Annotated in this window: 20 protein-coding genes; 5 read left to right on the forward strand and 15 right to left on the reverse strand. The window is 34.7% G+C overall.

Going from position 1 to position 19,712, the window contains the following annotated elements:
• Positions 1-221 precede the first annotated feature (221 nt).
• Together VZL98_09550 and VZL98_09555 are read right to left on the reverse strand one after the other, a co-directional pair.
• The gene (locus VZL98_09550) at positions 222-1,745 is read right to left on the reverse strand and encodes an IS1182 family transposase (protein WVH62935.1); all 1,524 of its coding nucleotides are present in this window, start codon (positions 1,743-1,745) and stop codon (positions 222-224) included.
• A 432-nt stretch (positions 1,746-2,177) separates the two neighbouring features.
• Entirely contained in the window at positions 2,178-3,440 is a 1,263-nt protein-coding gene (locus VZL98_09555; protein WVH62936.1) for a DUF2254 family protein, read from the reverse strand.
• A 99-nt stretch (positions 3,441-3,539) separates the two neighbouring features.
• Between VZL98_09555 and VZL98_09560 the strand changes: the two genes are divergently transcribed.
• Together VZL98_09560 and VZL98_09565 are read left to right on the forward strand one after the other, a co-directional pair.
• Positions 3,540-4,757, forward strand: coding sequence for an IS256 family transposase (locus VZL98_09560; protein ID WVH62937.1), 1,218 nt, complete (start codon positions 3,540-3,542; stop codon positions 4,755-4,757).
• A gap of 313 nt (positions 4,758-5,070) precedes the next feature.
• A complete protein-coding gene (locus tag VZL98_09565) occupies positions 5,071-5,451 on the forward strand; it encodes a hypothetical protein (protein WVH62938.1) in 381 nt (126 codons plus the stop codon).
• A gap of 98 nt (positions 5,452-5,549) precedes the next feature.
• Here VZL98_09565 and saoD read toward each other — a convergent pair whose 3' ends face one another.
• The 10 genes from saoD to saoT form a co-directional block, all read right to left on the reverse strand.
• Entirely contained in the window at positions 5,550-5,882 is a 333-nt protein-coding gene (gene saoD, locus VZL98_09570) for a DsrE-related protein SaoD (protein WVH62939.1), read from the reverse strand.
• A gap of 146 nt (positions 5,883-6,028) precedes the next feature.
• A complete protein-coding gene (gene saoL / locus VZL98_09575; GenBank protein WVH62940.1) occupies positions 6,029-6,502 on the reverse strand; it encodes a MerB-like organometallic lyase SaoL in 474 nt (157 codons plus the stop codon).
• Between the two features lie 12 nt (positions 6,503-6,514).
• A complete protein-coding gene (gene saoA / locus VZL98_09580) occupies positions 6,515-7,267 on the reverse strand; it encodes an ABC transporter ATP-binding protein SaoA (protein WVH62941.1) in 753 nt (250 codons plus the stop codon).
• Positions 7,264-8,064 (reverse strand): ABC transporter permease subunit SaoP, encoded by an 801-nt coding sequence (gene saoP / locus VZL98_09585; GenBank protein ID WVH62942.1) that lies wholly within the window; start codon positions 8,062-8,064, stop codon positions 7,264-7,266. Before saoP ends, saoA begins: the two co-directional genes overlap by 4 nt.
• Positions 8,025-8,543: an ABC transporter substrate-binding (seleno)protein SaoB gene (gene saoB / locus VZL98_09590; GenBank protein WVH62943.1), complete on the reverse strand. Its 519-nt coding sequence runs from the start codon at positions 8,541-8,543 to the stop codon at positions 8,025-8,027. Before saoB ends, saoP begins: the two co-directional genes overlap by 40 nt.
• Positions 8,544-8,585: 42 nt before the next feature.
• Positions 8,586-8,834, reverse strand: a complete 249-nt coding sequence (locus VZL98_09595) for a hypothetical protein (GenBank protein WVH62944.1) — start codon at positions 8,832-8,834, stop codon at positions 8,586-8,588.
• Positions 8,797-9,891: an ABC transporter substrate-binding subunit SaoX gene (gene saoX, locus VZL98_09600; GenBank protein WVH62945.1), complete on the reverse strand. Its 1,095-nt coding sequence runs from the start codon at positions 9,889-9,891 to the stop codon at positions 8,797-8,799. Before saoX ends, VZL98_09595 begins: the two co-directional genes overlap by 38 nt.
• Before the next feature lie 20 nt (positions 9,892-9,911).
• Positions 9,912-10,385 carry a Cys-Cys-COOH (seleno)protein SaoC gene (gene saoC / locus VZL98_09605; GenBank protein ID WVH62946.1) on the reverse strand — a complete coding sequence of 158 codons (474 nt, stop codon included), beginning with the start codon at positions 10,383-10,385 and terminating at the stop codon, positions 9,912-9,914.
• Positions 10,385-11,461 carry an efflux transporter SaoE gene (gene saoE / locus VZL98_09610; protein ID WVH62947.1) on the reverse strand — a complete coding sequence of 359 codons (1,077 nt, stop codon included), beginning with the start codon at positions 11,459-11,461 and terminating at the stop codon, positions 10,385-10,387. Before saoE ends, saoC begins: the two co-directional genes overlap by 1 nt.
• A gap of 10 nt (positions 11,462-11,471) precedes the next feature.
• Positions 11,472-11,744, reverse strand: a complete 273-nt coding sequence (gene saoT, locus VZL98_09615; GenBank protein ID WVH62948.1) for a thioredoxin-like (seleno)protein SaoT — start codon at positions 11,742-11,744, stop codon at positions 11,472-11,474.
• A 232-nt stretch (positions 11,745-11,976) separates the two neighbouring features.
• Here saoT and VZL98_09620 point away from each other — a divergent pair, with 232 nt between their 5' ends.
• Positions 11,977-12,294 (forward strand): zinc ribbon domain-containing protein YjdM, encoded by a 318-nt coding sequence (locus VZL98_09620; GenBank protein WVH62949.1) that lies wholly within the window; start codon positions 11,977-11,979, stop codon positions 12,292-12,294.
• A 449-nt stretch (positions 12,295-12,743) separates the two neighbouring features.
• On the opposite strand, the gene VZL98_09625 is transcribed toward VZL98_09620, so the two are convergent.
• The 3 genes from VZL98_09625 to VZL98_09635 all read right to left on the reverse strand — a co-directional run bounded on the left by VZL98_09625 (position 12,744) and on the right by VZL98_09635 (position 18,038).
• A complete protein-coding gene (locus tag VZL98_09625) occupies positions 12,744-14,762 on the reverse strand; it encodes a urocanate hydratase (GenBank protein WVH62950.1) in 2,019 nt (672 codons plus the stop codon).
• A gap of 30 nt (positions 14,763-14,792) precedes the next feature.
• Positions 14,793-16,106, reverse strand: coding sequence for a YjiH family protein (locus VZL98_09630; GenBank protein WVH62951.1), 1,314 nt, complete (start codon positions 16,104-16,106; stop codon positions 14,793-14,795).
• A 288-nt stretch (positions 16,107-16,394) separates the two neighbouring features.
• Positions 16,395-18,038 carry a sigma 54-interacting transcriptional regulator gene (locus VZL98_09635; GenBank protein WVH62952.1) on the reverse strand — a complete coding sequence of 548 codons (1,644 nt, stop codon included), beginning with the start codon at positions 18,036-18,038 and terminating at the stop codon, positions 16,395-16,397.
• A gap of 436 nt (positions 18,039-18,474) precedes the next feature.
• Here VZL98_09635 and VZL98_09640 point away from each other — a divergent pair, with 436 nt between their 5' ends.
• A complete protein-coding gene (locus tag VZL98_09640; protein ID WVH62953.1) occupies positions 18,475-19,041 on the forward strand; it encodes a pyridoxamine 5'-phosphate oxidase family protein in 567 nt (188 codons plus the stop codon).
• Complete coding sequence (locus tag VZL98_09645) at positions 19,028-19,705, forward strand: Crp/Fnr family transcriptional regulator (GenBank protein ID WVH62954.1); 678 nt, start codon at positions 19,028-19,030, stop codon at positions 19,703-19,705. Before VZL98_09640 ends, VZL98_09645 begins: the two co-directional genes overlap by 14 nt.
• Positions 19,706-19,712: the final 7 nt, after the last annotated feature.

The raw sequence follows: 19,712 nt of genomic DNA on the forward strand, positions 1-19,712 counted from the left end.
ACTCCTGCTTAGAAGTAGAGGAGCTGCCTCAGCATTTTTGAATCTATTTTATCTCTGTGTCATTAAATATTTAATATCCATAAATCATTAACTCACAAACGTGGAAGTGGGGGAGTCTGCTGAAAAAGCAACCTTTTTCCACATCATTTTTCTGTAAAATATTCGTGTATTTTATAAATATCTCAATTTCTTTGAATTTTAAAAAAACAGGAGCGATTTTATCACTCCTGTTTCATCTTATTTAATGCATATCGGTTAAAGTTGACCATCAAGGCTCTTAGTAATCCATTTTTACGCGCACTAATCAAGCCATAACTCTGCTGAGTTTTGCCTTCAAATACGTTCTTTAATTCATGGTTTATGCTTTCATGAACCGATCTCTGTTTAGCTATTTCTTTTGCACCTTCTTTTTGCATTACCGCTGCACACTTATTATATACTCCGTAATTTATTGTGCATTCTATTCTTTTTGCAACATATTTTTTCTCGGTAACGCATTCTTTTCGATCAGGACATATTTTACACATTTTAGAATTAAAGGTATATACTACTCGTCTTGTTATCTCAGAGTCTTTTTCTTTTATTTTGCATACTGAAACTGTTTCGTTTCCATGTTTACAGGTAAATTGGTCAGCATCTTTGCAATATTCAAAACCCTCTTTCTCTTTGTAACTCCCTAGGTTTATTGGGATATAGGGTTGTATTTCTTTTTCATCTGCTGTTTTAAGTATTTCGCCTTTGAAGTATGCTTTATCTCCTAATAGTTTTTCTGGTTTTATTCCCAGTTTCAATACTTTATCAAGTAGTTCTTTAAATTCCATACCGTCACAGTAGTTTCCGGGATAGGTATTAGTAGCTAGGATATATCTACTTTCTATGTCTGCTATTAGTTCGTCTTTGTATCCATAAAATACTTTGTTCTTACTTTTATGACCTACTCGTGCATCTGGATCTGATAATGAGTGCTCTTCTAATCCTTTTAAAAATCTTTCATCTTCTATTTTTTCTTTTAGTTCTGTTTTTAGTGATTGATACTCTTCCATTTCTATACTTATTTTTAAACCGGGGATTATGTTTTCTTCATCTTCGTTTTCTAAGGATTCAAGCATTTCTAGTGTTTCTTTTACTTTACTGATAACTGTTTTTACTTCTTCTTTTATTGATGTACCTCTTGGTATTTTGGGTATATCAATACTTATTTCTTCTGCTGTATTAAATTTAAGTATTTCATTTAGCTGTTTTAAAAGCTGATTAAGATATTCTCCAGGTGTTAATTTCTTGGCTTTTGATGCACTGTGTGTAGCATCTATACTTATTATTTTACCTTTAATCTCCTTCTTTTTGATTAATTGAATGTTTAAACATGTTAAGAGATTATTTAAGATGTCTTCATTTAGTCTTTCAATCCTAAATTTTGCTATCGTAGAATAGGTAGGTACATTATCATAAAGCCCAAGTCCTACAAATCTTTTGTATACTAGATTAGATTGAAGGTGCCATACTACTTCTCTATCTGTAAATTTTTCAAAGTATTGGAGTATGATGGTTTTTAACATCACTTCTACAGGATAAGCAGGTCGACCATTGTCTAAGCAGTAGCTATTGGTTATTTCTTCAACTATTTCTGAGAAATCAAAGTCATTTATATAGTCGATTTTAGATGTTGGACATCCTAATGCTTCAATTAGATTGTCTAATTCAATAGTATCTATAGTTAGTTGCTTATTTTCTTGGTCTTTTAACATGATAATCTCCCTTTAATATATTATATATATTATCTCATGAAATAGGGCTCTAATCAAGTGTTTTCAACGTTTTAATGGGTTTTAATCAAGAATTTTCGCTAGGGGTTTTTCAGCAGACTCGTGGGGGCACTTCCTCTACTTCTTTGATAGGTTTAGTTGTGAACTCTTTGAGTGCCTCCATCTGACGAGGGAGGTGGGTTTGCGAAGCAAACTCGGAGGGAGAGATTTACTAACAAAAGCGACATCTTCTCGTCGCTTCCTTCAGTTCCCCAAAGAAAAGATTTTGAATTTATTCGACTTTGAAGGATTTGGCTAAGAAAAATCGTTGTAGGAGTTGAAGGGCTTTGATTCCATTCTTACAAGCGAAGCGGTATTGGAATCACTGGAAACTCCGAAACAAATTTTTCTCCAAATCATGAACGAAGAAGAAATTTAAAAACTTTGAGCCCCTTCTTCCCTCACCGCATAAGCATCGCTCTCTTCATCTTTGTTCTCAAAAAAATCATCCCTTATATCCTTTATATGTTTTTTGTCAAATTCAGTTTTCATCGACTGGTAGATTACATCATATGCGTAGTTGAAGAACTCAACTATACTATCCTTTGCACTATCATCAGCTATCATATAGATTAAGTATAGTCCTTCTAGAATTGAGTATCCAACTGATGGATCTTCCTTGCCGTAAAATATGAGTTGATAAAAACTTAAGTATAATTCTTCTTGAGTAGAATAGGAAGTATAGATGATCTTGGCATTTTCGGTGCTTTTTAGCACAATAAACTTATTCTCGGTTGAAAAAAGCTGACCTAGTAGATTGGAAATCTTGCCTATGGCATTTATCGCAGTGTTCGGATCGTTGATTCCGGGACTTATTGCTCTTAGTGCAATTTCTATCAGTGTAGTAATCTCATAATGATAATCTTGAGACATGTTTTTCGTCTTATTGATTAGGAAAGAGTCCGATATTTTATTTAAAAACTCGCCCTTCTCCTCTTTAAGTTCATCAGGTAATTCGGATTCGGTTAAATTCAAGTCGGCTATGTAAACGCCTTTTGATATATACTCCCCTATCTTCTTATGAATTACCAGTTCGCAAGAAATATCACCAATTTGTTTCATGATTCCTTCAAAGTCTACATCGTAAAAATAGCCTGTCTTGTTTGCATATATACCAATTGTCTTGCCTATTTTTTCTTCTTCAAATCTTTGAGAATTCTTTCTTTGCTCAGCTTCAATTCCTACTAGTATCAAAGCTTCATCGTAGATATCCTGGATAAGATTTACAACTTTTATATCTCGAATGACCTGCTGCACGAATAACATGAATACAATTATACTCGTAATCGCATACACAACCCCTAAAGTGCCCGCAAATACTTTTTGCCCACTTGATACATATTGCATGATAAAAAGACTAAGTACTGAATAAAAGAAACCACCAATAAAAATTCCAATAAGACTCAATACATGCGGCTTATCGATAAACCTCTGAACAACTCTTGGAGTAAAGCTTGAACTATAAGTGGTCATAACAGTAAGTATTGTCGTAAAAGTAAAGGTAGCTACTGTTAGGAATACACCGGCTAGAGTTGATAAAAAAGATTTTGAAACATCCACTGACAATAGTAAAAATTGAGGCAGCATTGATTTGATTTCTATATCCTTAATATCCAAAAACCAAACAATCAGTATCATCACTAGAGATAGAACTGGAGACTGCGAAAAAAAGTCTGTAAATATTGAATAGCTTCCTATGATTAGTTAAAATAAAAATAACATAGGAGGCTTTTTAAAATGGCAAGAAGAAAAAAATTAAGTGAAGGAAAAAAAGAAATCATATCTTATCTAATCAATGAGTATGAAATTGAGTCAGCAAAGGACATACATGATGCTATTAAGGATTTACTAGGAGATACTATAGAAAGCATGTTAGAAGCCGAAATGGAGCACCATTTAGGATATGAAACAAACCAAAGAAGTGACAATGAAAACTCTAGAAATGGATACAAAACTAAAAGAATACGATCAAGTATGGGTGAATCTGAAATATCAGTACCTCAAGATAGAGACTCAAGCTTTGAACCTCAAATTGTAAAAAAGAGACAAAAAGACATATCTGAGATAGAAAATAAGGTAATAGGAATGTATGCAAGAGGTTTGAGTACTAGACAAATATCTGAACAAATCTATGATATCTATGGATTTGAAGTTAGTGATGGACTGGTTTCAGACATAACCGACAAAATTCTGCCGGAAATAGAAGACTGGCAAAAAAGACCACTGTCAGAGACTTATCCTGTAGTGTTCATTGATGCTATTCACTTTTCTGTTAAAGAAGAGGGTTTAATATCAAAGAAAGCAGCATATATAATACTCGGAATAAACGAAGATGGGCTTAAAGAAGTATTAGGAATATATGTAGGACAAAACGAAAGTAGTAAATACTGGTTAGGAGTCCTAAATAGCCTAAAAAACAGAGGAGTAAAAGATATCTACATTATCTGTTCAGATGGACTAATAGGTATAGAAGAGTCCATATCAGCGGCATATCCAAAAGCTGAGTGGCAAACCTGTATAGTTCACATGGTAAGAAACACATTAAAATACGTATCGTACAAAGATAGAAAACAATTTGCAAATGATTTAAAAACAATATATCACGCACCTGACGAAGAAGTAGCAAATAAGAATCGTTTGAAAGTAGCTGAAGCATGGGATAAAAAATATCCAGGATCAATGGATAGATGGGAAAGGGAGTGGAATTCAATAACGCCAATCTTTAAGTATTCTAAGGAAGTTAGAAAAATAATATATACTACGAATGCTATAGAGAGTTTAAATAGCTCATACAGACGGTTAAACCGTAATAGATCAGTATTCCCAAGTGCTACGTCACTGATGAAAGCACTATACTTAGCTACAAATATAATTGCAAAGAAATGGAATATTCCATTAAGAAGTTGGGGATCAATAGTAGGAGAATTGAGAATAATGCATGATTTAGAGAACTAACACACTCCGCCACCATTGACAAAGAACCTAAAAAATGGTGCAAGGTAAATACCGAAGGCGAAGCAAAGACTGATAAGTATGTATTTTGCCTTCGTCGGCTTAGTGTACCATTTTTTAGAACCCTTATCAATGGTCCCCTTCGGTGGCTCCTCTTATTATTTACCTCAGGCTCTGCAAAGAAAAAATTGACAATATATCAAGCTTGATATATAAATAAATAATGAGGGCAGTAAAATCCACCCTCATAAACATTAACTAATTATAGGAAATAAATAATTTACAGAGATTATTTCGCACTGCCGATTAAAGACTAATGTACTCTATATTTGGTTGGATAAGTGCAGGTATTCTGGGGATATTATTACTGCCCTTCATATTATTAAGATTGAACAAATATATTTTCAAAACTAAAAGCAAGGCTTTTTTCAACTCAATCATTGTTTTAAGGAGATTGCATAAACCGCTTGGAGTTTTGTTTTTAGCCGCTGCGCTATACCATGGATATTTGATTCTCGGTAGAATTACCCTTCATACCGGAACTGTTCTCTATTCTATATTAATATTGACAGCGGTATTTGGAGGCGGATATTACAGAACCAAGAATTCTAATTTCCTTAAATTACACAGACTATTCGCAGCGTCAGCTCTTGTAATGTTTTTAGTACACTTTTTCTATCCATATGCATTTAGTTAATAAAAGTGTTGTGTCTGGAATATAAAAACTGACACAACACTTTTTTATTTTGATAATACAGATTATCGCTGACAGTAGTTAAGTTTTGTAAACTTAGTTTAGAGAGTTATAACTTGATCAAGTTCTACATTCGCTAAGCATCCGTAAAGCACCGGGAAGCATCCTATGTCAGCACCTGAAATCAATTTGTCTTCAATCTCTCTTTCTAAAACGCATTGATCACAAGCAAGTAGTATCATCCCTGTTTCTTCGTGTAGTTTTTGTAATCTATGCCCAAGATCTGTATTTTCAAGAAGCATGAACGTATTATCGAAAACAAAGAACATACCGACTACTTCAGCTACATGATCTCCTGCCTCCATTTGAGGAATCACCATATCCCTCAATATTCTTCTCGATTCACTTGAACTCAATACATATGCTACTTTCATTTTTCATCTCCTCCTGATGTAAATATTTTTTTACCAACTTCAAAAGCTGTCTTTAAGTCCAGTCCAAAGCTGGTATCATAATCCAATTTATTGTCTTTAAAGTATTCCATCATTTCATTCTCCCCACGGAAGAAGTTCATGATATTTCAACAAGATGATGCCCATTCGGTATTAAGAGAAAGGTCTACATGTATAGCTTGTATGCTTTTGGGACTATATTCAACAATCTCACCATCTGAGATTTTGATATAAATAGGATCTCCAGTAACGGCACATTTAGATTCTATTGTCAAATCACTGTGGAATGTAAATGACGATCCTAAAGAGTCTATAGCACACATGGCATAGTAGTCTCTGCCGTCATCCAAAATTATACGATGCGCTGTCTGAATACTTGATACAGGATATGCAAATTTTACTTTATTATCTTCTACTACGATCTTTTTCTTTTTTATAAGTTTATTTACCATTATTTTTAAATCATATTCCATACATTCTAAATCCAGTGGGCCTTTTTCAGCTATCATGCGATTTAGTATGGTAATCCTAGCTTCTTTTTCGCCACTAGTAAGTCCTGTCTCTAAATTAATTACATTATTTATATCAATTTTTTTCTTCATGATTTCTCCATATTATTCAAAATCTCCTAATGAAATTTTGTCACTCAAAGTTCTGACCAGTTCCAAGAATTCAGGCGAAGTTCGATTTCTTGGTCTTTCAAGATCTATTTTCTGGTTTACTACGATTTCTCCTTCATTTGCAGACATTAGTATTACTCTGTCACTAAGATATACAGCTTCTTCTACATCATGGGTTACCATTATTATGGTCAGTTTCTCGTTTGTCCAAATTTCTTCTAATTCCGATTGTAGTTTTTGTCTCATTCTCATATCCAATGCACCGAGCGGTTCATCCATAAGTAATACTTTTGGCATGTTTGCCAGTGCTCTTACAAGAGCTGTACGCTGTTTCATTCCTCCTGATATTTGATGAGGATAAAGTTTTTCATGTCCTTTCAGATTGGATATTTCAAGTAAGTAATCCATTAAGATATTCTGTTTTTCTTTAGATACTTTCATCTGTACCATGGGAAACCTTATATTATCTTCCACAGTCATCCAAGGGAAAAGCGCATAATTCTGAAAAACAAATGCTCTATCCGGTCCTGGTGCTGTTATCACCTTATCGTCAAGTTTTACAACTCCGGTGTCTGCTGTTTGGAAACCGGCAATAATAGTAAGCATTGTAGTTTTCCCGCAGCCTGATGGTCCTAGGAGAGTTATAAACTCCCCATCAGCAACTTGAAAACTGATATCAGTCAAAACTCTATGTATCTTTCCATGATTATTAAAAGTTTTTGAAACATTATCAATTTTCAGTTTCATTCTTGATACCTCCATTTCGTCAATCTTTTGTTGACTATTTGTAAGATTTTATCAATAAAAAAACCTACAAAAGCTGACATAAACATCAGCGCAATAAGCACATTTGTCTGCATTAAAGACTGTGCTTCTACCATAGAGTAGCCAAGCCCGGCACTCGTCGCTATGAATTCCGCTCAGATTACGGACATCCAGCCACTGCCAATTGCCAGTCTTGCTCCTACGAGTATATCAGGCAACGCCCCTGGAAGTACGACATTTTTAAATATACTCATTTTACCTGCTCCCATACTCTTGGCTGCATTATAATAATCTCTTGAGATGCCTGATACTCCAGAAGTTGTATTTAATATTATTTGAAAAAGACCATTTATAGCTATCATAAAAAGAGTTGGTCCGTCACCTATTCCAAGCCAAATAATCGTCAGAGGCACCCATGCCATCATCGGAACCTGTCTTAGTGAGTGGATTAATCCACCAAAGACAAAATTAAAGGTCTTAGATAGTCCCATTGCAAGACCTAGTGGCACTCCGATTGCAAGTGCAATTAACCATCCCTTTATTACTCTACCAAATGTAATTCCAACATTCATCATAATCTTTTGGTCAAAAAGCGAGCTGACAAAAGCTTTTAGGGTCGACATTGGACTCGGTAACAATAAAGGTATTCCTATTCTCAAGGAAAGAACTTGCCAGATAACAATTAGCAGTACATAGAACAGGATTTTTATTAGATTCTCTTTAAGCTGAATTTTCTGAGCTAGTTTGGTCCATTTATTCTCAGCAATTTTACTTTCCATTCCTCTCTTCTCCTTTCATTTAGATTTGAATATTCCATCATGTAGTCTGTAATCTCCTCTGGCTTGGTCAATCTCTCTATCGCTTCATTATACGAGCTTACAAACTCACGAAATTCATTTGTTTTTATATAATCACTTTTTACTATTAGTACATAAGTTACATAATCTTCCTTCGAGGGTTCTATCACCTTTCCTTTTAGGTCCCCAAGTTTAGTGATGTCCATAATAACAGCATCTACTCTCCCTGTTTCATAGGAGTATGGCAGTGCTTGTGCATTCATTTCATGCAGTTTTACATCACTGTATTTTTGTATTATAAAATCCTTATGGAATCCCTTATTGGCTGTCATCCCTATTTCTTTAATTTTATCGCTTGAGATAAGTATAATATCGGAATTCATAACAAGAGGAGCATATATTTCAAAATCATTATTTACTGCAATATACTCCTCAGCAGCTTCTTTGCAAACTATTGCCATGGAGTATACATCCGTTCTCAATGCCCATTGAGAGGTTTTAGTTCAGCAATCTCTTATAAAGTATGGTTGTAATTCAAATCCGAGTTGATTTCTCATCTCATCCTTCATAAAGGATAAGACTAAACCGGAGATATCATCTCCGGCACCGATCTTTACTACTGATCCAACTGTAGTATCCCTATATTTCCTATTATCGACAATAATTCTCAGCGATAAAAGAATTAAAGCACATGTTATAATTATAGTTAATATACTAATCCAATTCGTTTGCCACTTTTTCAAACTCTTCATATGTCATTCCTAAAGGAAGTACTGGGTCTACTTTTTCTTTGATGAATTGATCGAAATCATCAAGTTCAGCTTCTGCGTATAGTTCTTTATTAACAACATCTTCAAACTCCGGAATATTTTTTATAAGATCCCATTTTTCATATGTTTTATAAGCGTGTTTAAATTGATTTTCATCTAATTTCCAAGTAATCGTTCTTCCTTCATTAACACATTTCATGTAGATTGTCTTCATAGCGACTTCTATAGGAACGCTATAATACTCAGCAAATATCTCTGCAGCCTTTTTTGGATGCTCATAGCAATATTTAACACTTTCAACATGAGCTTTTAAGAGTTTTTTAGCTAATTCTCTATGTTCTTTTATAAAATTCTTGTTCATAGAAAATGCACAACAAACCCCAATATCTCCATCCATTAAATAATAGGTCGAAATTATTTTACCAACACCTTCGTGCTCTGCCATGGATCCCCATGGATCACAACATGTATAAGCCTTAATCTGTCCTGTTGTAAGTGCAAGGTATGAGTCAGCATCAGAATCTGTGTTTACCAATTCATAATCTTCCGGATCAGTTGAAAGGTTCAAGTCTTGTGAATACCCACATAACCATCCTTCTTCTTTTGAAGGATCTCCTATAGCAACTTTTTGTCCATATAAATCTTCAGGTTTTTCTATATCGTTTGAAACTACTAAGTACATAGATCCTCCGATATGATTATTAGCTGCATAGACAATCGGAGCTCCTTCTCCATTTGCAGCAACCAATCCTCTAGCCCCTATGTAACCTGCATCCATTTGTCCTGCTGCCATTGCTTGAGGAACTTTTCCATTTCCGGTAAGTTTAACATTTAATCCATGAGCTTTGTAGATCCCTGCCGCTTCTCCAATGGGACCTGGAACCATATGGTCGCAGTTATAATATCCTACAGTTATTTGGTGTGAATCAACCTTATCTTTACTCTCATCCCCACTCTTTTCAACTTTATCTACTCCTCCTCCACAGGCAGTTAATAGTATTGAAAAAAGCACTAAAATTGCAACAAATCTTTTTTTCATATATACTCTCCTTTTATTTATTAACAACAATCTTCCATATTTTCACTAAATAAATCTCGAAGCTGTTTTTCTTCTGATAATCTATATATGGCATAACCATAGTTTCCGTCTTTACTTCCAGATACTATAAATTCCATTTCGTCTTTTTCATCTATATCTTTAAATTGTATTTCTACATTTTCGTATGGTGCAGGTATGCTCCCAGTAATAAAATATTCATCTTTAAAGTCCAATACAGCACACATAAAATTTTTATCCTGCTCATTATCTCTATAGACGACTACCAAATCAGGTATCAAGTCATTGTTTATATCAGCATAACCCGCTTTGACCGGAACTTCACTTTCAAAGACTTCTTTAAAATGTCTTAGCAGTTTATTGTTTTCTTCTACTCCAATATCAGTATCTAGTACTATCTCACGATTTATTGTGTATATAGCATAACCTCCAATTAAGATAGCTACGATAATTAATGTTGTGATTATTTTTTTCATTATGCGAACCTCTGTTCTAAGAAACATCTTAACTTTTGATACATTGCATATGAAAAGAATCCAAATATTATAGTTGAAGCAGCATACTTGCTCCACTCAGGAAATATTACCATTAGTTTATTTGCATAATTAATTGAGTAATCTATGGAACTGATGCTTATGGATGGTTTAAACCCAGGCATAAGTATTAGATTAGTTATATATCCAAAGAAAAGAGACAGTAATGTTACAAAACCACCATACAATATCGCTGCCCTTTTACCAATCATCTTATATATGCTTATAAGCTCCGCAATATTGGTGGAAGCTCCAGCTATTAGAAAAGTTACGGCAGATCCTGGCGATGCACCACTCGCAATCATGGCAGCAATAAAAGGTATATGCCCCACTGCACATACATACATGACAGATGCAAGTATTGCTATATTTAACAATGATAAAGCACTTGGATTCCCTAAATATTTTTGTATTAAAGATGAAGGAAAGGTAACCAGAATAAATCCAGCCATTAGCATACCCGATATTACATACTTACTTATGGTTAATCCAAAGTCGTTTATAACCCAGCTCATACCGTCTCTTAGCTTATCTGTAAGACTCCTTTCATCTCGCAATTCACCTTGCATATGAACTGAAGCATTTTCAAAGCATAATTCCTCTCCTGCTAGATTGTTTCCTACTATCCCAATAATAAAAGGAAGTATAAATCCTATACCTATATACAAGAGAGTAATATCCCTTCCTAGTAATCCATAGGAAAGTACCACCGCTATTGGATTTATAACTGGAGTTGAAGTCATAAAAGCTAAAACAGGTCCTAAATACGCTCCAGAATAATACATGCTAATACCTAGCGGTATAGTTCCACAGCTACATATTGGCAGAAACATACCGGAAATGGTAGTATATAATATTGCTGAGATTTTTTTGGTTCCAAGGTGTTTTAAGAACTTACCTGCAGGTAGTACATCATGTAGCAAGCCTGCAATTATGTAACTGCATACTATCCAAGGTGAAGCACTGTTTAAGATACTTATCGAAGCCCTGATTATGGCCGATATATACTCTATAATCATATTATCACCCCTATTTCATTTTCCCTTTTAGTTCTTCAACAGCTTGTCCTATCTCTAATTCTATATTTTTTCTACTAAGCCTTGTTATTCTCTTTTCTTCATTTATAATCATTGTTCCGCTAAATATCATGCCGTATTTTGCAATATAATCCATATCTTTTCCTGTTTGGTACAGTTTTACTTCAACCAAGTCCCCGTATTTTGATGCCACATCCTGGACATTTCTCCCTATGGAGTCACAGCTAGGTCAAGTATTAATAAATTCGACTAATATTCTACTCATTTTCATCACACTTTCTTTAAATATACGTATTTCTTCTGATAGTATTATATATTCAAAAGCTTACAATGTAAAATTAGATTTATCTATATGATAAGGTTTATGATAAGTATTTCTTATAGATAAAGTAATTACTTAGTTATTTCACATTAAACTTCCTTGACTCATTTTTATAATTCATAGGTCTTTCACTTTTTCTCCATTATGCTATACTCTTATATTGAGGAGGGATATTATGATTAATTGCCCGAAATGTAATGGTGAGTATGGATATGAAGATGGAAATGGGTATTCTTGTCCTGAATGTGGACACTTCTGGACTGATCTATGTCTGGAAGAAGAAAAGGTAATGGATGCGGTTGGTAATGAACTTCAAGATGGTGATGATGTAACCCTCGTCCAAGATGTCAAACTAGGTAAACAGGTACTTAAGAGAGGAACCAAGGCAAAATCTATAAGGATTATCGAGCCGGTTGACGGTCACGATCTTGAAGGTAAAATTGACGGTGTTGGAAATCTCTATTTGAAATCTTCAATCGTAAAAAAACTATAAAAATAAAGGGGCTGCATCTAAACGACCCCTCAAACTAAAAAGACCAATCTAAATGAAAAGGACCTACCTAAATAACAGGTCCTTTTTTAGTACAATAATCCACACCAAAAAACCAAAAATTAAGGGGGTCAGGCTTCCATTATTTTATTTTTTGCATGATTATCCCTATATTTGCATACACTTCACTAATGTTAACATCTATTACAAGACATTGTCTATGTTTGCCTTCTTCAAATTAGATGTATTTTTATGTATAAAATGCGATATTTAAAAGCCTGACCCCATTCTAACGTTGATATCTAGACGTTTTCTAAAACCGAAAAATGTATAGTTCGCTATTTAATCGGCTTTGTTTTTTTGTGTTTTCCTATATTTATAAAAAGAAGGTAGTGCATCAGAATTTAGTTTATTCTGACGCACTACCTTTATTTATTAGTTTTTTTGGGATTTTAATATTCTTTCATTGCATCTTCAATTATAGAGTCTTCTACGAAGTAAGGAAGTGTTATATGGTCTTGTCCTTCCATTACTTTATTGTACTCGATTGAAGTTTCGATTGCGTTTTCGTTTCTTGCCCATGCACGTCTTGCAACTCCACCCATAACGTCCCATGGCATAGCTGATTTAAGGATTTCATCTATTCTTTCAGATCCGTCCAGTACACAACCGAACCCTCCGTTTATAGATTTACCAATTCCTACTCCACCGCCATTGTGTAATGCTACAAGGCTCATACCTCTTGCTGCATTTCCTGCAAAGATTTGAGTAGCTTGGTCAGCCATTATATTTGATCCGTCTTTGATATTGGATGTTTCTCTAAATGGTGAGTCGGTTCCGCCTGTGTCGTGGTGGTCTCTACCTAACATGACAGGTCCTATTTCTCCATTTCTTACCATTTCATTGAATTTAAGCGCTATATCTCTTCTACCGAATGCATCAGAGTACAGGATTCTTGCTTGAGTTCCAACTACAAGTGCATTTTTCTCTGCATCTCTAATCCAAATCCAGTTATCTCTGTCTTGATATCTTCTATCAGGGTCTATACATTCCATAGCTGCTGCATCAGTCTTTCTAAGGTCTTCAACATCTCCGCTTAGGCATACCCATCTGAACGGACCGTATCCAAAGTCGAATAGTCTAGGTCCTAAAATGTCTTCTACATAAGATGGCCAAATAAATCCGTCTTTTTCGTCGATTCCGTTTTTGGAAATCTCTTTAACGCCTGCATCGTAGATTGCTTTCATAAATGAGTTACCATAATCGAAGAAATAAGTTCCTGCTGCAGTAAGTTTTTGAATTACATGGAAGTGAGTAACCAGTGATTTATTGACAAGTTCAACAAATTTTTCATGGTCTTCAGCAAGAAGTCTTGTTCTCTCTTCAAAGGTAATACCTACCGGACAATAACCTCCAGTATATGGTTCGTGGCATGATGTTTGGTCTGATAATAGGTCGATGTGGATATTATTATCTACTGCATATTGTAGTAGGTCTACTACATTTCCGTGATAAGCTATTGCTCTAGGTTCTTTTTTATCCATTGATTCTTGAGCCAATTTGTATGCTTCTTCACAGCTGTCAACTACATCGGTTACCCAACCTTGTGTATATCTGGTATCTATTCTGGACTTGTCAACTTCAGCTATAATTGAAACTCCACCTGCAATTATACAAGCTTTACCTTGAGCTCCACTCATTCCACCAAGTCCTGATGTAACGAATAGTCTTCCTGCAAGATCACCCTCATTAGGAATACCAAGTACAAGTCTACCTGCGTTTAATAATGTATTATATGTTCCGTGAACTATACCTTGAGGTCCAATATACATCCAGCCACCTGCTGTCATTTGTCCGTAGTTTGCGACTCCAAGTGCAGAAGCTCTGTTAAAGTCTTCAAGGTTGTCAAACATACCGATCATTAGACCATTTGTAATAATTACTCTTGGAGCTTCAGGTTTAGAATGGAATAATCCTACCGGATGTCCTGAATATATTACTAGAGTCATGTTTTGATCCAGTACTTCCAAGTATTTTTTAATTAGTGTGTACTGCATCCAGTTTTGACAAACCGCACCTGTTTCTCCATAAGTGATTAGTTCGTATGGGTAAAGAGCTACGTCAAAGTCAAGGTTATTGTCAATCATTACTTGGAATGCTTTACCTTCTGTACAATTGCTCTTGTATTCGTCGATTGGTTTTCCTTTTAGTTCTCCATGTGGTCTGTATCTATATCCATAGATTTTACCATGTTCTTTTAATTCTGCTAGGAATTCTTTAGCCATAAATTCATGATGCTGCTCAGGGATGTATCTTAAGGCATTTCTAAGTGCTAATTCTACTTCTTCTTTTCTAAGTTTCGCTTCTCTTTTAGGAGCTCTTCTTATTCCTTCCTTGAAAGTAGGATACTCCGGTAGTTCATCGTCAAGTTTAATTTTCATTGCTGCTTTAATATCTGGGTTTTGAATCATTTTGTACCTCTTTAAATTTTTATTATTTTATTATCTAAAGAAAATCATTATTATCGGCATGGTGATTATTATAGAAAGAATTACCCTCTCTACCCATATAATGATATAGTCTCTCATCTTTAGTGGTATTTCAGTAGCCATCATACATGGTATTGATGCCGAGAAGAACAGTATTTCCGATATACATACTACCGCTACTAAAAATCTTGTGGCAAATCCGCTCTCAGCTACAAATGCTGCAGGTAAGAACATCTCTGCTATACTGGTTGATAGAGCAGTCGCTACTTGCATTGCATCTGGAATTCTAAACAATGCCAATATCGGATAGAAAATCAATCCAACTACTTTGAAAATAGGTGTATAATGTGCCAGGATAAGGCCCAAGGTTCCTATTGCAAGCAGTGATGGTGCAAGTCCTATGGCCAACTTAAATCCGTCAACTAAATTTCTTTTCGTATTTTCTAAAAGTCCAGGTGCATTTGCACTTACATCAAGTGCCGTATCAAGAGCTACAGTAAACTTATTACCCTTTACATCTTGTTCTACCTCACCCATTTTACCTAGGTAAAATTCATCCGGTTTATTTCTTAATGGATAGATTCTGGCTGTTATCGCTGATACTAGGAATGTTACGAATACTGTTATAAAGAAGTAAGTAGTCCACATATCCATAAGTCCTAGAGTCTTTGCTACTATTATCATAAAAGTAGCTGATACAGTAGAGAATCCGGTGGCTATAATCGCCGCTTCTTTTGCCGTATACTTCCCTTCGGTATAAACCCTATTGGTTATAAGTAGTGCTATTGAGTAAGATCCTACGAAGGATGCTACAGCGTCTATCGCAGACCTACCCGGAGTCTTCCAGATTGGAATCATTATAGGTCTCATAAATACACCTACAAATTCCATTAGTCCATAGCTAACTATCAGTGCAAGAAATATAGATCCTATGGGTACAATAGTCGTTACGGGAACTACTATCTTCCCATAAATAAATGGTATCATTCCCGGTGCCATCAAGGATGCCGGACCTATTTCAAAAACAGCCATAATTACAAAAGGTATTGCCAGTAAATTTATAATAGAAAATACCTTTTTCATAGTTGTCTTCTTCCAGCTACCATTTACAAATGGCAGTATTACTCCAATAAATACAAGTACGAGTCCGTATACCTTGGTATAATACGGTATCTTTTGAATAAAGTTTACCAGGTGATCCAGTGGTATACTACTCTTTTCGATAGTAATAGGGATAAAGAACATAAAAATCCCAATTGCTGAAAATAGTAGAAATCTCGTTAGCGCTTGATTTCTTCCCATTTTTCTTGGTGTGTTCGTTTCCATGCAAATCTCCTTCCTCGTTTACAATTCTTTTGTTATATTTAAAGCAAGAATGATACCAAGTTTTTAAAACCCACAAAATAGCCAATTATCTAAAAATGATGAATTAAATTTAGCAAAAGTGTAGATTTTTCTACAGTAATATTCCTGCATCATATATATATGAAATTTATATCATTTATTATGTAAACGTTATCAGTAATTAAGCCATTTACCAAAACTAATATTCTTAGTTTAATAATTTCTTAAAAAAAGCATAGGTGTAGACTATTATACACTATGTACAATTTTCTACACCTCCTCCGGTTTTTCTATCTTATACTTCTTCATTCTATAAAGTAAATTTTGTCTTATTAGCCCCAGTTTCTTACTGGTTCTAGTTATATTATATGAATTTTCTTCGAGTGCCTTTAGAATTATTCTTCTTTCGAACTCTTCAACTCTTGTTATTAAATCATCAGTACTACTTTCTTCAGTTGCTAAACTTCCCAGTATTCTCTTCCTTAAATACTTCGGTATATGATCAATAGTCAGATATCTCTCTTCAGCATTCGCCGCTATGAGCATATTTTCTACTAAATTCTCAAGTTCTCTGATATTTCCATTCCAAGCATAATTTGTTAGAATTTTTCTAAGTTCATCGTCAACACCTATTATTTTCTTCCCCATCAGCGAAGAGTATCTTTTTAGAAAATACTCCAACAATAATATTATATCACTCTTTCTGTCCCTAAGAGCAGGAATGTGAAGATTAAATCCTGCTAATCTATAATATAAATCCTCTCGGATTATTCCCTCTTTAATGGCTTCAAAAGGATTTTGATTCATCGCAGAGATAACTCTGGCTTTTAGTTCATAGGATTTTGAATCTCCAAGCCTTGTTACTCTTCTCTCTTGTAGTACTCTAAGGAGCTTAACTTGAAGGGTTATGGGCATAGAATTAATTTCATCTAGAAAAAGAGTTCCTTCTCCTACTTCTTCAAAAATCCCAACATGATCGACCGCACCCGTATATGCACCTTTTACAGTTCCGAACAATATACTTTCAAGTAGGTTTTCCGGTATGGCCGAACAGTTAACACCTATAAATCTTTCTTTTGACCTCTTGCCATGATTATGAATACTTTGAGCAAGTACTTCTTTTCCGGTACCGGTCTCTCCATGTATAAGGATATTATTGTCCATCCAAGAAATAGTCTGAGCTTCATTTATTAAACTCTTTATTATTTCAGACTCTCCTATAAAATCAGAAAAACCATAAGTTGTGCCATTATCAGAATATGTCCTACCGGTTTGAAGATTGTAATTTACATTATGAAGTCTTTTAACCTCTGTTGCCTTCCTAAGCCTTTCATGAATAACCTCTTCATTTGCCGAAACAGTTACAACTCCGATTATCTCTCCATTTGAAAAGATTGGATAGGTACTGTAATTGGTATAGAGCGGTTCTCCATCGACTAGAGTATGCGCAGAATACATATTCTCAAGTGCTTTACCGGATTTGAATACATGTCTATGTTCAGAAGCGGAATCGTCTTCATAACCGTATGCATCCCAAAGATACTTCCCAATCATATCTTCACGAGTCATATTCTCAAGCTTTTCCATTGCAGAATTATAGACGATAATCTTACCTTCTTTGTCGCTTATCATAAGACCGTCATTGAGTTTATCAATAACCCCCATCAACAGCTCCCTAACCCTTTTAGCATCGCTGTCCTTAACAGGAAATACCTCAAAACGATTCTTCTCAAGCTCATTTATAAAATAAATACTGTCAAAACCGCCAATAGAAATAAGCCTCTCCCCTCTTAAAATGGCAGCAGCTAAACTTTTATTCAATTCACTTGTAAGATTATCGACCGTTCCGTCGAGCACTATCAATTCATCCTCTTTTATCTCAACTATAAACGACTCATTAATCCTCTTCTTCATAAAAGCCACCCATTTTCGATATAACTTCTAATTTCCAGCCTCCAAATCTAAAACCACAATTATATTATATCACAACCCCTTTCCCTAAAGCATCTCCCATGCTTGTTTAATATATTAATCGAAACTCCATATTTGTTTAATATATCGAAGGGGGTCAGGCTTCCATTATTTTATTTTTTGCATGTTTTTGCTCTCTCGCGCATACTATTTGTATTATTGGATAGCTATACAACGCCATTTTATGCATTTCCCCAATGTGTTTCAGTGTATATTTATTTATAAAATACACATTTTAAAAGCCTGACCCCATTTAATTGCATTTAATTGTTGGTATTTACCGTTTTATCACTTTGAGAATATGTATATTGTAGATATAGTTATCGTTTAGTTGGGTATATCTTTGGTTTTTATTGTATAATATAGATGAGGTGATTATATGCGTAGAAAAGATCGTGAAATGGACGAAAAGTTTGCTATTGATGTTATAGATAATTCCGCGTTTGGCGTTATGGGTTTGGTGTCAGATGGGATTCCTTATACTGTTGTTCTATCGATTGTCAGGGTTGATGATAGGCTCTATTTTCATAGTGCAACATCGGGTAAGAAAGTGGATTTAATCGCTCAAAATGAGGTAGTTTCCGTTAGTTTTGTTTCAAAAGCTAAGGTGCCTTCCCTATTCAGCAGAGAAGAGATTATAGATTTGGTAAATGAAGGTGATTTTAGAGCTATTGGTTCCAAGGTTTATACTACTGAGTATGAATCCGCTCATGTTATGGGTAGGATTTCAATGGTTACAGATGCTGTAGAAAAGTCCGATGCTCTGATCGCAATTTGTAAAAAGTATACTCCCGAAGTATATGATTTAGCTGCACCTTTTATTTCAAATAGCAATCATAGAACTTTGGTTTTTCGTATAGATATAGATGAAATACATGGTAAGAGGAAGGCATTTAATACTAGTGGAGAGGAGCTTAAGTGGGGAGCTGACGATGATAGATCTTAAGACTTTAAATTGTAAGCTGTTTAACGGTTTAAGTGATGACGAGTTTAAACTGATAGAATTGAATTCAAATTTAAGAGTTTTTGATTTTAATAATGGTGAGAATGTTTTCGTGGCAGGTGATGAGCCTGAGTTTTTATTCGTTTTGATAGAGGGCTCGGTAACCATTGAAAAAACCGATATCAATGGTAAGAGGACAATTGTAAACACTTTTACGAATCGTGGAACTGTTTTTGGAGAGGTTTATTTGTATTTAAGGGAAAGGTCTTATGATTATACCTGCCATTCTATACAAGCTTCTAAGGTTTTAGCAATTCCGAAGGAATTTATTATCAGTTTAAGAACGGAAGATTTTGAATCTTATAGCATAATCGTTCAAAACATGCTCGAAATCCTTTCTGAGAAAGCATTTCACTTAAATCAAAAACTTCTGATTCACAGCAGTTTTTCTCTAAGACAAAAGATTTCCAATTATCTCTTACAGGTTTCAGGAAATTCTGACATTATAAAGCTCGTATTCAACAGAGAAGAGTTGGCCCAGTATATTGGAACTACAAGACCCTCTCTATCCAGAGAGCTTATGAATATGGAAGAAGAGAATATAATCAGTGTAGATAAGGACACAATTCATATATTAAATAGAGATTATTTAGAAGGTATTATTTAGTTACGTA

The organism is Peptoniphilaceae bacterium AMB_02 (assembly GCA_036321625.1).
In the GTDB taxonomy this organism is placed as follows: Bacteria; Bacillota; Clostridia; order Tissierellales; family Peptoniphilaceae; genus Microaceticoccus; species Microaceticoccus formicicus.

What these genes read in the sequence shown, in the direction of transcription:
- VZL98_09640 (WVH62953.1), top strand. Translation starts at nt 18,475, where the DNA reads ATGCGTAGAAAAGATCGTGAAATGGACGAAAAGTTTGCTATTGATGTT.
- VZL98_09560 (WVH62937.1), top strand. Translation starts at nt 3,540, where the DNA reads ATGGCAAGAAGAAAAAAATTAAGTGAAGGAAAAAAAGAAATCATATCT.
- saoB (WVH62943.1), bottom strand. Translation starts at nt 8,543, where the DNA reads ATGGCAATAGTTTGCAAAGAAGCTGCTGAGGAGTATATTGCAGTAAAT.
- saoC (WVH62946.1), bottom strand. Translation starts at nt 10,385, where the DNA reads ATGAAAAAAATAATCACAACATTAATTATCGTAGCTATCTTAATTGGA.
- VZL98_09595 (WVH62944.1), bottom strand. Translation starts at nt 8,834, where the DNA reads ATGAAGAGTTTGAAAAAGTGGCAAACGAATTGGATTAGTATATTAACT.
- saoL (WVH62940.1), bottom strand. Translation starts at nt 6,502, where the DNA reads ATGAAGAAAAAAATTGATATAAATAATGTAATTAATTTAGAGACAGGA.
- saoD (WVH62939.1), bottom strand. Translation starts at nt 5,882, where the DNA reads ATGAAAGTAGCATATGTATTGAGTTCAAGTGAATCGAGAAGAATATTG.
- VZL98_09555 (WVH62936.1), bottom strand. Translation starts at nt 3,440, where the DNA reads ATGATACTGATTGTTTGGTTTTTGGATATTAAGGATATAGAAATCAAA.
- VZL98_09645 (WVH62954.1), top strand. Translation starts at nt 19,028, where the DNA reads ATGATAGATCTTAAGACTTTAAATTGTAAGCTGTTTAACGGTTTAAGT.
- VZL98_09620 (WVH62949.1), top strand. Translation starts at nt 11,977, where the DNA reads ATGATTAATTGCCCGAAATGTAATGGTGAGTATGGATATGAAGATGGA.
- VZL98_09625 (WVH62950.1), bottom strand. Translation starts at nt 14,762, where the DNA reads ATGATTCAAAACCCAGATATTAAAGCAGCAATGAAAATTAAACTTGAC.
- saoX (WVH62945.1), bottom strand. Translation starts at nt 9,891, where the DNA reads ATGAAAAAAAGATTTGTTGCAATTTTAGTGCTTTTTTCAATACTATTA.
- VZL98_09550 (WVH62935.1), bottom strand. Translation starts at nt 1,745, where the DNA reads ATGTTAAAAGACCAAGAAAATAAGCAACTAACTATAGATACTATTGAA.
- VZL98_09565 (WVH62938.1), top strand. Translation starts at nt 5,071, where the DNA reads ATGTACTCTATATTTGGTTGGATAAGTGCAGGTATTCTGGGGATATTA.
- VZL98_09635 (WVH62952.1), bottom strand. Translation starts at nt 18,038, where the DNA reads ATGAAGAAGAGGATTAATGAGTCGTTTATAGTTGAGATAAAAGAGGAT.
- VZL98_09630 (WVH62951.1), bottom strand. Translation starts at nt 16,106, where the DNA reads ATGGAAACGAACACACCAAGAAAAATGGGAAGAAATCAAGCGCTAACG.
- saoE (WVH62947.1), bottom strand. Translation starts at nt 11,461, where the DNA reads ATGATTATAGAGTATATATCGGCCATAATCAGGGCTTCGATAAGTATC.
- saoA (WVH62941.1), bottom strand. Translation starts at nt 7,267, where the DNA reads ATGAAACTGAAAATTGATAATGTTTCAAAAACTTTTAATAATCATGGA.